General features: G+C 44.7%; 16 protein-coding genes. 12 read left to right on the top strand and 4 right to left on the bottom strand.

What is annotated here, in order from left to right; translation table 11 throughout:
• Nucleotides 1-441: 441 nt before the first annotated feature.
• Nucleotides 442-591, top strand: a complete 150-nt coding sequence (locus tag MSG34_RS13750; protein ID WP_082153984.1) for a DUF2256 domain-containing protein — start codon at nucleotides 442-444, stop codon at nucleotides 589-591.
• Nucleotides 592-738: 147 nt separating this feature from the next.
• A complete protein-coding gene (locus MSG34_RS13755; RefSeq protein WP_081231109.1) occupies nucleotides 739-1623 on the top strand; it encodes a PA4780 family RIO1-like protein kinase in 885 nt (294 codons plus the stop codon).
• 145 nt (nucleotides 1624-1768) lie between these two features.
• Here MSG34_RS13755 and MSG34_RS13760 read toward each other — a convergent pair whose 3' ends face one another.
• The 4 genes from MSG34_RS13760 to MSG34_RS13775 form a co-directional block, all read right to left on the bottom strand.
• A complete protein-coding gene (locus tag MSG34_RS13760; protein ID WP_248337945.1) occupies nucleotides 1769-2509 on the bottom strand; it encodes an SDR family oxidoreductase in 741 nt (246 codons plus the stop codon).
• The gene (locus tag MSG34_RS13765; RefSeq protein ID WP_248337947.1) at nucleotides 2509-4080 is read right to left on the bottom strand and encodes a cryptochrome/photolyase family protein; all 1572 of its coding nucleotides are present in this window, start codon (nucleotides 4078-4080) and stop codon (nucleotides 2509-2511) included. Before MSG34_RS13765 ends, MSG34_RS13760 begins: the two co-directional genes overlap by 1 nt.
• Nucleotides 4077-5453 (bottom strand): DASH family cryptochrome, encoded by a 1377-nt coding sequence (locus MSG34_RS13770; RefSeq protein WP_248337949.1) that lies wholly within the window; start codon nucleotides 5451-5453, stop codon nucleotides 4077-4079. Before MSG34_RS13770 ends, MSG34_RS13765 begins: the two co-directional genes overlap by 4 nt.
• A gap of 193 nt (nucleotides 5454-5646) precedes the next feature.
• Nucleotides 5647-6069, bottom strand: coding sequence for a universal stress protein (locus tag MSG34_RS13775; protein WP_248337951.1), 423 nt, complete (start codon nucleotides 6067-6069; stop codon nucleotides 5647-5649).
• Between the two features lie 235 nt (nucleotides 6070-6304).
• Here MSG34_RS13775 and MSG34_RS13780 point away from each other — a divergent pair, with 235 nt between their 5' ends.
• From MSG34_RS13780 to MSG34_RS13820, 10 genes are all read left to right on the top strand, one after another.
• Complete coding sequence (locus MSG34_RS13780; protein WP_060981957.1) at nucleotides 6305-7435, top strand: PcfJ domain-containing protein; 1131 nt, start codon at nucleotides 6305-6307, stop codon at nucleotides 7433-7435.
• Nucleotides 7436-7474: 39 nt separating this feature from the next.
• On the top strand, nucleotides 7475-7609 hold the full coding sequence (locus MSG34_RS24200; RefSeq protein WP_017059202.1) for a hypothetical protein: 135 nt from the start codon (nucleotides 7475-7477) through the stop codon (nucleotides 7607-7609).
• Nucleotides 7610-7675: 66 nt separating this feature from the next.
• Entirely contained in the window at nucleotides 7676-8110 is a 435-nt protein-coding gene (locus MSG34_RS13785) for a GNAT family N-acetyltransferase (RefSeq protein ID WP_248337953.1), read from the top strand.
• A gap of 234 nt (nucleotides 8111-8344) precedes the next feature.
• Entirely contained in the window at nucleotides 8345-8599 is a 255-nt protein-coding gene (locus MSG34_RS13790) for a DUF3297 family protein (protein ID WP_248337954.1), read from the top strand.
• 504 nt (nucleotides 8600-9103) lie between these two features.
• Nucleotides 9104-10477 carry a glycerol-3-phosphate transporter gene (gene glpT / locus MSG34_RS13795; protein ID WP_029235174.1) on the top strand — a complete coding sequence of 458 codons (1374 nt, stop codon included), beginning with the start codon at nucleotides 9104-9106 and terminating at the stop codon, nucleotides 10475-10477.
• A gap of 77 nt (nucleotides 10478-10554) precedes the next feature.
• The gene (gene glpQ, locus MSG34_RS13800) at nucleotides 10555-11610 is read left to right on the top strand and encodes a glycerophosphodiester phosphodiesterase (protein WP_248337956.1); all 1056 of its coding nucleotides are present in this window, start codon (nucleotides 10555-10557) and stop codon (nucleotides 11608-11610) included.
• A 262-nt stretch (nucleotides 11611-11872) separates the two neighbouring features.
• A complete protein-coding gene (locus MSG34_RS13805; protein ID WP_050653422.1) occupies nucleotides 11873-12337 on the top strand; it encodes an ASCH domain-containing protein in 465 nt (154 codons plus the stop codon).
• Nucleotides 12338-12433: 96 nt separating this feature from the next.
• The gene (locus MSG34_RS13810) at nucleotides 12434-13378 is read left to right on the top strand and encodes a D-2-hydroxyacid dehydrogenase family protein (protein ID WP_248337958.1); all 945 of its coding nucleotides are present in this window, start codon (nucleotides 12434-12436) and stop codon (nucleotides 13376-13378) included.
• A 39-nt stretch (nucleotides 13379-13417) separates the two neighbouring features.
• Complete coding sequence (locus tag MSG34_RS13815) at nucleotides 13418-13918, top strand: GNAT family N-acetyltransferase (RefSeq protein ID WP_248337960.1); 501 nt, start codon at nucleotides 13418-13420, stop codon at nucleotides 13916-13918.
• Between the two features lie 43 nt (nucleotides 13919-13961).
• On the top strand, nucleotides 13962-14465 hold the full coding sequence (locus tag MSG34_RS13820) for an HAD family hydrolase (RefSeq protein ID WP_248337961.1): 504 nt from the start codon (nucleotides 13962-13964) through the stop codon (nucleotides 14463-14465).
• Nucleotides 14466-14560: the final 95 nt, after the last annotated feature.

The raw sequence follows: 14560 nt of genomic DNA on the forward strand, positions 1-14560 counted from the left end.
GCTATATTCCATCAGTGTAGAAATAGAAACAGAGCTAGATGAAGCAGATCCCCGACTCAGTCGTTCCTCCTTCTCGAGGATGACGGAGTCGGGAGTTGTCATCAATCACTACGCCGTCACCCCTTAAAGTCAGGAACGAACGTCATAGAGAACTAGGTTTTGTTCGTATTACCTCCGTCATTCCCTAAAGCGAGGAATGAACCTAATAGAGAATCTAACTTTGTTCGTATTGCCTTCGTCATTCCCTAAAGTGAGGCACGAACGTAATAGGGAATCTAGATTTGTTCGCATTAACTTCGTCATTCTCTAAAGTCAGGAACGAACGTCATGGATAACTAGGCTTTGTTCGCATTACCTTCGTCATTCCCTAAAGTGAGGTACGAACGCAATAGGGAATCTCTAGTAAACGCAGGAAGTGGACGCATCGAAAAGGAAACGGCCATGCACAAGAAACCCCATTTACCGACTAAGACATGTCCTGTTTGCCAAAAACCTTTCGCATGGCGTAAAAAGTGGCAGCGCTGTTGGGATGACGTGATCTACTGTTCTGAACGTTGTCGTCGTAATAAATCTGAGTCTTCATACTCTTGAACAGATCAGCACATTCCTCATGATCTAAAGCCCTTAACTCCAATATTTCCTTCCTTTGTCATCATTTTGATGATCCTTTAATCGTTTCGTCATTCATTTCTCAAGTTAATATTTCTATCTGTAAGATAAGTGATGTATAAAGGCGGCATGAAGATACCTAAAAGAATACAGCCTTTAGTTGACGATGGTTTAGTCGACGAGGTGACAAGCCAACTCATGAGTGGCAAAGAAGCATCGGTGTACATTGTGCGCTGCGGCGATACGATCCGTTGTGCCAAGGTATATAAGGAAATTAGCCAACGCAGCTTTAAAAAAGCGACCGCGTATCGTGAAGGCCGAAAAGTCCGAAATAGCCGCCGTGCTCGAGCGATGGAAAAAGGCTCTGGATTTGGTCGTGAACAACAAGAAAAGGTTTGGCAAAGTGCCGAAGTGGATGCCTTATATAAACTGGCAGAAGCGGGCGTTCGTGTGCCTGTCCCTTATGGTTGCTTTGATGGCGTACTGCTTATGGAACTGGTCACTGACGATGATGGTTACGTTGCACCACGTTTGAACGATGTGGTGATGTCAGCAGAGCAAGCGATCGAAGACCACGCCGTGATGATGACTTACGTAGTTAAAATGCTGTGTGTTGGTTTGATCCATGGTGACTTGTCTGAGTTCAACGTATTGGTGGATGAATATGGCCCGGTGATTATCGATTTACCACAAGCGGTTGATGCTTCTGCGAACAACAACGCTGAGTGGATGCTGGCTCGTGACATTAATAACATCCGTGATTATTACGCTCAGTTTGCTCCTGAATTGGCGAAAACCGAGTATGCCAAGGAAATGTGGGCGCTGTACGAGAAAGGCGACTTGAAGCCAGACAGCAAGCTAACGGGTGAGTTTACGGAAACGGACGACTTGGCTGATATCGAAGCCATTATGCAAGAGATAGACGCTGCGCGAATTGAAGAACAACACCGACGTGAACGTGCGAAAGAAGAGAAAGAAGGTGTCGACGACAGCAAGTTCAACTGGGCTGAGTAATCGTGATGATCAGCTTTGATCTTTAGCTAGATATAAAGCAAACGCCTTATAAAACAGAGGCGTTCTTTCAAAAAACAACCCAATGGAGCCTCACTTCTGTTGGGTTTTCTTTTTTGCACTCATGAAAGATGGCCACTGGTATTAACTACCAATTTAACTGTTCACCATCGTAAGCGTAGAAGTGCCCACTTTTGTCCGGTGTGGCAGTGCGAATGATATCGACCAACTGATGGGCGACATAGCTAGATTCGAACAACTTGCCTTCAGGGACATTGGTCTGAAAAGGCTTCGACAGAGCCGTGTCTGTTGTGCCCGGGTGCAAAGCCAACACAGTGCCTTTCTTTATGGTACGTTGCCATTCGATCGACATGGTTTTGATGAACATGTTAAGGGCTGCTTTCGATGAGCGATAGCTATACCAGCCGCCTAATCTGTTGTCTGAAATACTGCCCACCTTTGCGGATACCACAGCAAATTTTGGATTGTCACTCGTTCTTAGAATCGGCGTGAAGTGCTTTGCCAATAACAAGCTGGGTAGGGTATTCACAGAGATGTTTTTGAGGAAAAACTCAGGGTCGATGGACGACAAGTTCTTTTCCGGTCCAAGATCTGGAGTGTGGAGCATACCCACGCAGTTAATCAACCAATCAAGTTGGTCAAACTCAGAACTCAAGCGCTTAATATCAGCTTCGTCGGTGGCGTCGACTTTGTGCCAGCTCAAGCGATTGTTTTCTAGTTCCGGCTGTTGAGAGTGGTAAGTCGCGTCTACATGCACATCAAGAAAGTCAAACCGAGAGAGCTCAGATAATAGGTGTTTAACCACAGCGAAACCAATACCGCCGCTCCCACCGACCACCAATATGTGTAATCTGAGTTGCTCCACCATTATAAGTTCTCCAAGTTTGTGATTCGTTGTTCAGCGGTATCGAGAATCGCTTGTTGTGATTGCTCGTCCATGTTGTCCCAAGAGCGATATAACATGCCCATGCGTGGGTTGCGGTTTAACGCATCGCGGTGCTGGTTCATAAAGCGCCAATACAAGCTATTGAAAGGGCAAGATTGTTCACCGCTGCGTTCTTTTATCTTGTAGTGACAGCCTTTGCAGTAGTCGCTCATGCGGTTGATATAGGAACCGCTGGCAGAGTATGGTTTGGTTCCGACGATCCCGCCATCTGCAAACAGTGCCATACCTCGCGTATTTGGCATTTCAACCCACTCAATTGCGTCGACGTAAATACCGAGGTACCAACTGTCTACTTGGTCAGGGTCTATGCCTGTGATTAAACAGAAGTTGCCAGTGATCATTAACCTTTGGATGTGGTGCGCGTAAGCAAACTCAAGAGACTGGTCAATCGCATGCTTCATGCAGTTCATATTGGTCTGTCCGTCCCAAAAGTAATGGGGCAGGTTATTGTTTGCGGAGTAATGATTTTTATTGGCGTAAGCAGGCATATTCGCCCAATAGACGGCGCGTATGTATTCTCGCCAGCCCAGTATTTGGCGTACAAACCCTTCGACCTGTGCAATGTCGATGCTTGCTTTATCTGGTGAACAGTCTCGATGACTGGATGCTTGGTAGGCCGACAGTGCTGCATCAATCACTTCTTTAGGGCTCAGCAGTTTACTGTTCAGGGAGAACGAGATACGGCTATGGTACAAGCTCCATTTAGAGTCGTGCTCTGTAGTCATCGCATCTTGAAACTGCCCAAATAACGGTAAGCAAACTTGGCAGAAATGAGCGAGCAGAGACAAACTTTGTGCGCGGTTCACCGGCCATAATAACTGGCTACCGACTTGACCAATGGTTTGCACTTGGTGGCGCTCGATACGCTGCAAAATGTCGGTTATGTCATTGGTAAACATCAAAGGCTGAGGCAGGTTTTCGATGTCTTGTTTCTTGAGTTTCTTTCGATTGTTCGCGTCGTAATTCCATTTGCCGCCAACGGGCTTTCCGTCTTCTAGCAAAATGTCGAAACGCTTTCTCATTCGGCGATAGAAGTGTTCCATCATGATGTGTTTGTCTTTCGGAAACTGTTGTTCGATCTCCTCGAATGGAAAGAGGAAGTGTTCTGTATCACAACAACCTTTGGTCGCATTGGTGAGCTTGAGCTTGTTCATCTGCTCTAAAAGGCGATATTCATCTGGCCTTTGATATTCGAATTTCTCTGCGCCGAATTCGTGTACATAGTGCTTTAGAAGTGTGTCTAGGTTTTCAAATTGCGTTGTGTCGTCAAGAGTAAGGTGCAGTACTTGATGACCTTGTTCTTTGAGTTCGTTAGCGAAGCAACCCATCGCACAGAAAAACGCGGCCACTTTTTGAACGTGAGATGCAACATAATCCGTTTCTTGTTTGAGCTCAGCAATGATGTAAATAACGTCATCGTCAACTTGTTGAAACCATGAGTGCTCTATGTTTAGCTGGTCTCCTAATACAAGTCGTACCGTTTTAAATTTCATAATGCGTCCTGGTTCGTGAGGTTTGTTGAGACTGCGTTACCGCCTGTCCATTGATTGATGAAGGCATGGTCTGGGTCGTACATTTCAGTCTGCTTAGTTAAATCAAAATGGCGTGATTTAGGTTGTGATTGGTTTTTAGTTTGATTGTTGCGGGCTGGTTGATTGAGAGCCCCAGCGATATACGCCCAATTCCCCCAGTTAGATGCCACGTCATAGTCGACAAGCTGGCTTTCGAAATAGGCTGCACCGTGTCGCCAGTCGACGCCCAGCTCGTAAATCAAACAACTTGCGGCTAACTGCCTTCCACGATTGGACATGTAGCCAGTCGCATTAAGCTGGCGCATGCATGCATCGACAATCGGGTAGTTGGTGTTACCGCTCTTCCACTTGGCAAAATTAAGGCTTGCCGATTGATTGCTATTCTCTGCTATAACGGGGTTTATAGATAAGCCCGTAAAGAGAGATGACGTCAACGACATGCTCTTCCAATAAAAATACTCTCGCCATAACAGCTCGAAATAGATCCAGTAGGTTGAATCATTGGAACCATGATGCGACTCAAATCGCGTGAGGTGTCTGCAGATTGTTTTTGGTGAGACACAACCTGATGCGAGCCACGGTGAAAACTTAGTCGAGTTCTCGATGCCGTCCAATGCATTTCTTGTCTGTTTATAGCGGCTCGCGTAATCGTGTGAGAAGTAGTGGTCGAGATGTACTAACCCCGATGTTTCACCGCCTTTGAAGCTCAGCTCGCTCGCCAAATCATCCGTCATAAAAAGGGAGGCTGTTGAGTGACAGTGTGACGTTTTTGTTAGGTCTGGTGCTGGTGGTAACGTAGTTATGGTCAAACTTTGTGTATCGACAGACAAGTGTTCGATGAGTTTTCTGAATTTGGTAAACGAGCGGGGTAATTTGTCTAACGTAAAAGGGCAGTCATCGAACTCAAACAGAGTCGAGTTATGAGATTGAATCGCAGTTAAGTTCGGGCAGTCAGCCAACGTTGATTGCACCAGTTGTTGCTCGTCGTAACCACAATGAGCATTCGCAAAGAGGTGGTTGACGTTTAGATCAAAGATAATGTCGTTGAGCGAGTCTTTAACGTTATCACTTTGGGATTGGTCTTGTTTAAGGACGATGAGTGTTTGTTCTAGGTCGCTCAGGTTAGCTTTAAGATCGCTTATCGATTGTGAAATGAAAGCTGTGCGGTGAGCGCCATATTGTTGTTCTTGGGCGAACTGTGAAGAGTAGTGAGACAGATTCGGTTCGACGAAGACACAAACGAGCTGATCGACGATTTGGCTTGCTTGGTAAAGTAGCGCATTGTCGTTGATTCTTAAGTCGTTTGTAAAAAGATACAGGCCAATCTTTTTCATTACTTTCACTCGGCGATTTGTTAATTATTAGACGCTTACGAGTTGATAGGCTGACAAGATCACAAATGACTACTCTAAGTTGGAAATAGGAGATTTTGGTCAGGATGAGGGTGTTGAAGAGGGTATTAAGCCAACCAATAATACCGATAGAGGTTGGCAATATAGGCTATTTTTGAGTGTCGAACTGCAGCATTTATTCCATAGGAACAACGAGAATATCGATAGGGGAAGTATCGATGATCTGTTTAGAATGGGAGATGAGCTTATGCCAAAAATCATGGTGATGGCCACACAGCAATAGGTCAACACCGTTTGCTTCGATGGCATTTTTGAGCTTATCGTTCAAATCACCCGTTCCCACGAAAATGTGCTTGATTGGGTGCTTGGCGTACTCCTCAAACTCTTTCAAATGCTTCACGGCATCTTCATTGATGGGTAAATCACCGTCATTTCCCTGAATATCAACGAGTTCTGGGTAAATTTCTCCATGCGTACCATCGATATAAACAAATGAAATGCCAGCCTCCAGTTTATCAGCGAAGAAGGTCGCTCTATCAATGAGAATCTTGGTGTCGTCAGACAGTTCAAGTGCGACCAGAATATGTCGGTAATCCATAATTAAAGCCTCTTGTTGTGAGTTATGTAACAAGCATAGTTTCTGTTGGCACAAATGATATCGAAGAGATCTCATATTCCGTAAAATCATCATTCAATGTTCTTCTAAGCACTATCTTATTTATATCGCTTTGATTGATAAGAAATTTACAAAAGGTTGATATAGTGGTTGAAGCGCTAGCTTATTCTGTTAGATAGGCTTGATAGTTCAATGCGCCAATAACGAAGAGGCATCAATGACAGCACTACTAACCATTCCCACTCGAACATTAGGTTTCGACTACGATATTGAGATCCGAGACTGGTCTCAAAAGCTGGTCGGCTTTCATGTGTTTGAAGATGGTAGACGACCGCTTGATGGGGGCATTGGGCTGAGCCTCAACCTTGTTGAACAGTTTGACGTGAATGGTCGTTGGTTAGACTCATTGCCTGCGCGCTATCGTGAAATCACCGACGACTTTCCAGAATACCAATACCAGATGTTGTGGCTTGCTGCGAATACTTATGAAGCCGCGCAATTGCTTGAATTAAGGCCTGTTATTTTGGCTCTCATCTGCATGAAATACAGTGTCGACAACAAGAAAGCACTGGCACTGAGTCGCTTAGGGCAGAAGAAGATCCTTGCTAAGTTGGGTTTAGACAGTAGCAAGGCGACACTCAAATTCATCGACAAGCTAGAGCTTCATTACAACGTTGGTGATGAACTCGACCACATTGTTCGCATTCTCGAACCATTGCAAAGACGAGTTCTTAAGTTTAAGCACTACTCAAAAGTTGGATACACAGCCCTGCGTTTGGACCAAGTTCATCCATTTTTAACCGGCAGCCGATTAGGGATTGCAATGGTGGAAGAGGGCAGACTTAATGCACCGTCGAAGATGGCGATGTTCCAAGATGCGATATTGCTAGGGCAAGATTTGGAGATGGATGATCCACTGCGCGCTATTACCAGTCAGAACTCTTTTGCGATGTTTGAACAACTGCATGACCGCTGGACGGAGCAACGCCAATTACGTCGTTTGGAGGGTAATCGCCCAATGGATAAAGACATCCCTTATCCCGTTCCTTTGCTCGGTAATGACAACATTCATCCGCTCACTGATTATTACGACCTTGAACACGAAGGCATAGAGCAGAAGCACTGTATTGGTGTGTATCATAACCGAATCATGAGCGATCGTTATGTGGTGTTCCGCATGCTCAAACCTCAGCGTTTAACCATAGGTTTACGCCGCGTTCCGAGCAAAGCATTTCCTTTTGAGATAGACCAAATCTGCGGAAAACGAAATGCACCGCCATCAGAATCCGCTCGCCAAGTGATTCACGACTGGTTAGAAGCGAGTAAGCAGAAGTATCCTAAGCAATAACCATCCCAAGCAATAGCCATGAAGTAGAAGGAATACAGGATGTTTCAACAAGGCGATTTATGCCCGCATTGTGGTTTGATTATTGTGATGCCTACGGATCTACAAGGTGAATGCCTAGGATGCGGCGAAGAAATTAATCAAGACCCAGCAGACGATTACGACGAAGAAGAGTAGCTTTACCTACACTAAGATTAAACAAGGCTAGGATAGCTGAATTACTCCCTTTCAAAGGACGGACAAATGCAGAAAGTAATCTTTAGAAATTGCGATGAAAACTCACCTTATTGGAGCGAGTTAGAGGGCTTATTTCAAAGTGAATGGTCGGATTTTAAGTTTAAAGATACCTATAAAGACTGCGTACAACTCCCTCCAGTAATAGTAGTGCTTCGCGATAATGTGGTCATTGGTGGCTTGGCATATTCCCATTTTCAGGAACCTCATCAAGTTCGGGATGTGGTGTGGATCAACGCTGTGTTTGTCGATCCAAAATGGCGCGGTCAAGGTATTGCGAGTGAACTGATTAATCGTGGTGTCAGACAGGTTTCTTCTGCAGTGCAAACTCAACTCTACGCGTACACCAATATCATGGGACTCTACCAAGGGCTAGGTTGGTCAGTTGTCGATATCGAATCAGAACCGAACCATAAAGTGATGAGTATTGAGCTTAATCGATAAGCTCGGAATAAAAGCCTGATATTAGGTTATCTAACGTTCGAGTTCTCTCTTTCATCAATAACGCATAACTCTGTTAAATTATCGTTGAAACTTATGCCGATATCGCCTTTAAATCAAACAACTAGCTGTTGATTAAAACGATCAAGACGATTTATTGCGGCAGTTGTTGAGCACAAAGCCTATATTGACTAGAATGACGCACTTTTTTTATTTACGTACATACAGGTAATGAACATGAGCGATACTAATTCAAGACCAGCTTTACCAGATCATCTTGCAGGTAACCCACGCAGCCCACACCACATTGCTGAGTGTTTCGAATACCCAATCGGCATTCGTCTAAATGGTAAAGAGCGTACTGATGTTGAAGAATACTGCATCAGCGAAGGTTGGGTTAAGATCCCTTCTCCAAAAGCGCTAGATCGTTTTGGTCAGCCAATGCTTATTACTCTAAAAGGCACTGTAGAAGCTTTTTACATCGACGCATAACCACGTCGTGTGGCTAGCTAATACTTCGAGTAATTAGCTATGTTTGTCTAATTAGTCAATATAAAGCCACTAAGCGTTATTACCTAAAAGGGTCTAGAGAAATCTAGACCCTTTTTGTTTGTATTAATTTTGGCGAACTTCTTTAACCAATAGCCCAAACCACCTTCATAACTCCACAGATTCAACCAAAATTGTCGGTATTCACTATGCATTCGCAGTAATAACAAACTTGTTGTTGGTTGATTTGTGTTCGCTCGCTCTTTTTGGATTTATTCACCCTCGAAAGTTCTGATGTTTAATTAAACAGATACAAACAAAAACATGAATCGCAGTCTAATTAAATGAAACTAATGTGCTGTATTTAAAGTTATTTTTTGTTAATGACTACCTCTATCACAGAAATTAATCCTGAAGCACATACAATTCCCTTGATTTCGAATGAGCGCTAAATTTTTTCGTTCGAGCATTTTAATTCTTCCTTCGCCCAATAATTATGAGGTTCCTATGTTTGGAATATTCAAACCTATGGCGCATATCGATCGCTTGTCATCAGACAAAATCGATAGCACCTACACACGACTACGATGGCAGCTGTTTCTCGGTATCTTCGTTGGCTATGCGGGTTACTACTTAGTCCGTAAAAACTTTAGTTTGGCGATGCCTTATCTCATTGAACAAGGTTTTAGCCGTGGAGAACTAGGGGTTGCATTAGCGGCGGTATCTATCGCTTACGGCTTATCTAAGTTCTTAATGGGCAGTGTTTCTGACCGTTCTAATCCTCGATACTTCCTCAGCGGTGGCTTGTTAATGTCGGCGCTGGTGATGTTCTGCTTTGGCTTTATGCCTTGGGCAACAGGCAGCATCACTGCGATGTTTATTCTGCTGTTCTTGAATGGTTGGTTCCAAGGTATGGGTTGGCCAGCTTGTGGACGAACCATGGTTCACTGGTGGTCACGAAAAGAACGTGGTGAGATCGTATCGGTATGGAACGTTGCTCACAACGTGGGTGGCGGTTTGATTGGTCCGATGTTCTTGTTGGGGCTGTGGGCTTTTAACGACGATTGGCGAACCGCTTTTTATGTTCCTGCATTTTTTGCCACTCTCGTTGCTGTCTTTGTTTGGTTTACGGTAAGAGATACGCCTCAATCTTGCGGCTTACCACCGATTGAAGAACACAAAGACGATTACCCAGACGACTACGATACGTCTCATGAGAAAGAAATGACGGCGAAAGAGATCTTCTTTAAGTACGTTTTCTCTAACAAGCTGTTGTGGTCAATCGCGATTGCTAACGCGTTTGTTTACCTTATTCGTTATGGCGTACTCGATTGGGCTCCGGTTTACTTAAAAGAAGCAAAAGACTTCTCAGTAGATAAATCATCTTGGGCTTACTTCCTGTATGAGTGGGCTGGTATCCCTGGCACTTTATTGTGTGGTTGGATTTCAGATAAGTTATTCAAAGGCCGACGCGCACCTGCAGGTATCTTGTTCATGGTTCTAGTGACAGTCGCTGTGTTGGTATATTGGCTGAACCCAGCAGGTAACCCAACGGTTGATATGTTGGCACTGGTTGCGATTGGTTTCCTTATCTATGGCCCTGTAATGCTGATCGGTTTGTATGCACTGGAACTTGCACCTAAGAAAGCAGCAGGTACAGCGGCTGGTCTAACAGGTTTGTTTGGTTACTTAGGTGGCGCGGTTGCTGCGAACGCAATACTCGGCTTTATGGTTGACCATTACGGCTGGGATGGCGGCTTCATTATCTTGGTCGGCGCTTGTGTGGCTTCAATAATCTGTCTGCTTTACGCCTTCTTAGGTGAACGTGCGCACCACAAACAAAAAGATCTCGAACGAGAGAGAGAAGCGCTAGCTCAGTAGTGTATTTACTGAATCACATCTATAAATAACAACAGAGGCAGGTATATCCTGCTTCTGTTTTATCAAGGGAAACAATAATGAAAACAACGTCACTGTCTCTGACCTTATTAGCACTAAGTTTATCTGCAAATGCGTTCGCCGATCCTTTAGTGATTGCACATCGCGGCGCTTCTGGTTATTTACCTGAACACACATTACCCGCTAAAGCGCTCGCTTATGCGATGAAACCCGACTACATCGAACAAGATGTCGTGATGACCAAAGACGACCAATTGGTGGTTTTGCATGATCACTATCTAGACCGAGTCACCGATGTCGCGGACCGCTTTCCAGACCGTGCACGAGCAGATGGCCGTTTCTACGCGATTGATTTTACGCTCGCTGAGATCAAATCATTAAAGGTGACTGAAGGCTTTAACCTAGATGACCAAGGTAATCGAGTGGCTGGGTTCCCAGCACGCTTCCCAATGTGGCGGTCTGATTTCCGTGTCGCTACCTTTGCAGAAGAGATTGAGCTGATCCAAGGCTTAAATAAGACCTTAGGTTATGACGTGGGCATCTATCCTGAAATTAAAGCGCCTTGGTTCCATCGTCACGAAGGCAAAGATATCTCAAAAGCTGTGCTTGCGACCTTGCATCAATATGGTTACCTATCGAAAGACGACAAAGTGTATTTGCAGTGTTTTGACGCCAATGAACTTCAACGCATTAATGATGAACTCATGCCAGCGATGGAAATGGATCTTAAGCTCGTTCAGTTGATGGCCTATACAGATTGGAATGAAACCATGACTTACAAGGGCGACAAAGCAACGCCGTACAGTTACGACTGGATGTTTGAAGCTGGTGGCATGGAAAAAGTCGCGACTTACGCGGAAGGAATAGGCCCTTGGAAGCCAATGTTGGTGGACGATGTATCGACCAAAGAAAACATCATTATTAAGCCGTTAATGAAATCAGCAAAAGACGCAGGCTTAGATGTTCACCCGTACACGTTCCGTGCTGACCCGGGAAGAATCCCAGCTTATGCTGATAACTTTGATGGCATGTTGAATGTCTTCTACAACCAAGTCAAAGTCGATGGTGTGTTTACTGACTTCCCAGACAAAGCGGTCGACTTCTTAAACCGTTAATACCCCGTCAGTTACGAGCTATTAGTAACGAGATACGAATAGCTAAAAGCACAGACTAAAGGTGCTTTTGGCTCTTCTTTCACTTTTTGGATCTTTTTGTATTGGCCTCGAAATCCTACCGAGATTCTGCTTTCTCAGCCCACATTTTGATATTCACTCGGTTTACAGCAATAACCTGGCTTGATAGGTTACTCCCAATGCAGCCAGATGCTTAATCTATAAGTATTTATCGGCTCAACCTAATATTGAATTTGGAAAGATCATGGAAGAAAGAAGCAAAGCTTATCTTGATAGCTACCTCAACACATTGCCAGCAGACGTTGCCTCGCAATACACCTCCTTTAGTGCTGATTATTACTGCGCCGACGAGTACAACGCCAACCTTTGTGCGCAGTTGATTCTTAAGGGCGAAAAACAGGCGTCTTGCAGCCTTGAATATTGGTACAGCCATGAAGGAGAGACGAGACCAGTAGTTGGTCACTTGCAAGTCGTCACCGATTGGGATGGTGAGCCCATCTGTATCGTTGAGATCACGTCGGTGTCGTCGTGCAAATACAACGAAGTCACTGCTGAGTTTGCTGCCGCCGAAGGTGAGGGTGATAAAACACTTGAATGGTGGAGAGAAGCTCACTGGAGCTTCTTCTCTCGTGAATGTGAAGAGCTCAAGATCTCGCCAAGTGAAGACATGTTACTTATATTGGAGCGTTTCAAAGTGGTTTATCAATAGTGAAGTCCCAGTGAGTGTCCGTGTTGAATCGGAAAGCTTGGCACTTTAACCTTCATTGACCAACGACAGATAATCAACAATCACAAGGAGAGTGATGTGAAGATAGCGATATTGGATGACTACCAGAACGTTGTTAAAGACCTCGATTGCTTCAACAAACTCGAACAATACGATGTCACGGTATTTACCGAGACTTACTCAGAGCAAGATCTCGTCGCTAAATTGGTCTCGTTTGAAGTCATTGTGCTCATTCGTGAAAGAACCGAGATCACCGAAACTTTGTTATCGCAGCTCCCAAACCTCAATCTTATTAGCCAGACGGGCAAAGTGAGTAACCATATCGACCCGAAAATGTGCGAACGATTTGGCATCACCGTGTTAGAAGGCCAAGGCTCGCCAGTCGCACCCTCTGAATTATGCTGGGCGTTGATTATGGCTGCATCGCGCCACATTCCGACTTACGCTTCAAACCTTAAGCAAAACCAGTGGCAAGATTCTGGCTCGCTAGGGTTAGGTCGAACTTTGAAGGGCTTGAAGCTAGGTATTTGGGGCTACGGAAAAATCGGAAAATGCATTGCACAATATGCCCAAGCATTTGGGATGTCTGTCATAGTGTGGGGCAGCCAAGCTTCACGCGATCAAGCACAAGCAGATGGCTTTGAAGCAGCAACAACCAAACAAGATTTCTTTCGAGAAGTAGATGTGCTTTCTTTGCATTTGCGTTTGAATGATGTCACCAGAGGATGTGTTACGGCACACGACCTTAGCTTGATGAAGGCGGACTCACTGTTTGTGAACATCAGCCGTGCCGAGTTAGTCGAACCGATGGCTCTGTATCATGAACTACGCGAGGTACCGACCAAAACTGCCGCTATTGATGTGTTCGATTGTGAGCCAGTAACAACAGACACCGAACCGCTATTGTCCTTACCAAACGTCACTGCGACTCCACATTTGGGCTATGTTGAACAAAATAGCTACGAACTCTACTTTGATATCGCCTTCGACAACATTGTGTCCTATCAAAGGGATGGCATATAGCGATAGAATCTGCCCAAAGCAATAAAAAGGCAGAGAAGTATGAGCTTAACAATCAGAGAAGTCGCGGTAGAAGATGCACAAGGCATTATTGATGTATTAAGTCCAATCATTATCGAAGCGCGTTATACGATCTTGGATCAGACTTTTACTGTTGATGAAGAAAAGGCATTCATTGAGTCGTTCCCTGAGCGTGGTGTATTTAGCGTTGCAGTCACCGAGACGACCAACCAGTTACTTGGTTTTCAGAATGTCGAACCATTTGCTACTTACACTAAGGCCTTTGACCATGTTGGTATTATTGGCACTTATGTTGATGCAAATAGCCGTGGGCAGGGCGTTGCCAAGCAATTGTTCGATTACACATTCAAATCAGCCAAAGCCAAAGGTTATGAAAAGCTGTTCGCCTATGTAAGAGCAGACAACGAGCGCGCGTTAGTGGTATACCTTAAGCAAGGTTTTGAAATCGTCGGTACGGCTAAAAAACACGGTAAGATTGGCGATCAGTACTTTGACGAGATCCTTATCGAGAAGTTTTTATAGGCTCGCTTAAACATTAGATAATTCATCGTATGCAGGAGGCAAGATGACAAAGCTAATCGAATTAACAGAAATAGTCTTATTCGACTGGGGCAATACGTTGATGGTCGATTTCCCAAACGCACAAGGGAAGATGTGTGACTGGGAAACCGTACAAGAAGTGAGTGGTGTTCGTGCATTACTGGCTGAACTCTCCAACAATCACCAAGTTTATGTTGCCACCAATGCTGGTGATTCCAGTAAAGACGACATCATTCGTGCCTTCGAGCGTGTTGGCCTGTCTCAATATATCTTGGGTTACTTTTGTAAGGCGAGCATTGGCTTTTCTAAGTTCGAGTCGGGGTTCTATCCTGCCATCATTTCCAAACTCGGTGTTGCACCACAAGACATCACCATGGTTGGCGACACCTTAGAGAAAGACATTTACCCAGCACTTGAAGCGGGTTTGAATACGGTGTGGTTGAACACGGAAGGAGTTGAGCTTAAGTCACAGCACCCACGTTTCGCGCAAGTTCAAAGCCTAAGCGAACTGTTGGGGAAGTGCGATTAACTCTCTGATATTAAGCCCAGATAAAGTGCTTGTCCGTTTTGACGTCAACCTCTCATCTCTTTGTTGTTTAATCCTCTAAGCTAACTATAGTTTCC

Source organism: Vibrio sp. 1CM2L (assembly GCF_023161695.1).
Classification (GTDB): domain Bacteria; phylum Pseudomonadota; class Gammaproteobacteria; order Enterobacterales; family Vibrionaceae; genus Vibrio; species Vibrio coralliirubri.

Bases quoted from the DNA above. Each gene is read 5' to 3' on its own strand.
- MSG34_RS13775 (WP_248337951.1), bottom strand. From the start codon at position 6,069: ATGGATTACCGACATATTCTGGTCGCACTTGAACTGTCTGACGACACC.
- MSG34_RS13820 (WP_248337961.1), top strand. From the start codon at position 13,962: ATGACAAAGCTAATCGAATTAACAGAAATAGTCTTATTCGACTGGGGC.
- MSG34_RS13755 (WP_081231109.1), top strand. From the start codon at position 739: ATGAAGATACCTAAAAGAATACAGCCTTTAGTTGACGATGGTTTAGTC.
- glpQ (WP_248337956.1), top strand. From the start codon at position 10,555: ATGAAAACAACGTCACTGTCTCTGACCTTATTAGCACTAAGTTTATCT.
- MSG34_RS13780 (WP_060981957.1), top strand. From the start codon at position 6,305: ATGACAGCACTACTAACCATTCCCACTCGAACATTAGGTTTCGACTAC.
- MSG34_RS13785 (WP_248337953.1), top strand. From the start codon at position 7,676: ATGCAGAAAGTAATCTTTAGAAATTGCGATGAAAACTCACCTTATTGG.
- MSG34_RS13765 (WP_248337947.1), bottom strand. From the start codon at position 4,080: ATGAAATTTAAAACGGTACGACTTGTATTAGGAGACCAGCTAAACATA.
- MSG34_RS13815 (WP_248337960.1), top strand. From the start codon at position 13,418: ATGAGCTTAACAATCAGAGAAGTCGCGGTAGAAGATGCACAAGGCATT.
- MSG34_RS24200 (WP_017059202.1), top strand. From the start codon at position 7,475: ATGTTTCAACAAGGCGATTTATGCCCGCATTGTGGTTTGATTATTGTG.
- MSG34_RS13760 (WP_248337945.1), bottom strand. From the start codon at position 2,509: ATGGTGGAGCAACTCAGATTACACATATTGGTGGTCGGTGGGAGCGGC.
- MSG34_RS13750 (WP_082153984.1), top strand. From the start codon at position 442: ATGCACAAGAAACCCCATTTACCGACTAAGACATGTCCTGTTTGCCAA.
- MSG34_RS13805 (WP_050653422.1), top strand. From the start codon at position 11,873: ATGGAAGAAAGAAGCAAAGCTTATCTTGATAGCTACCTCAACACATTG.
- glpT (WP_029235174.1), top strand. From the start codon at position 9,104: ATGTTTGGAATATTCAAACCTATGGCGCATATCGATCGCTTGTCATCA.
- MSG34_RS13770 (WP_248337949.1), bottom strand. From the start codon at position 5,453: ATGAAAAAGATTGGCCTGTATCTTTTTACAAACGACTTAAGAATCAAC.
- MSG34_RS13790 (WP_248337954.1), top strand. From the start codon at position 8,345: ATGAGCGATACTAATTCAAGACCAGCTTTACCAGATCATCTTGCAGGT.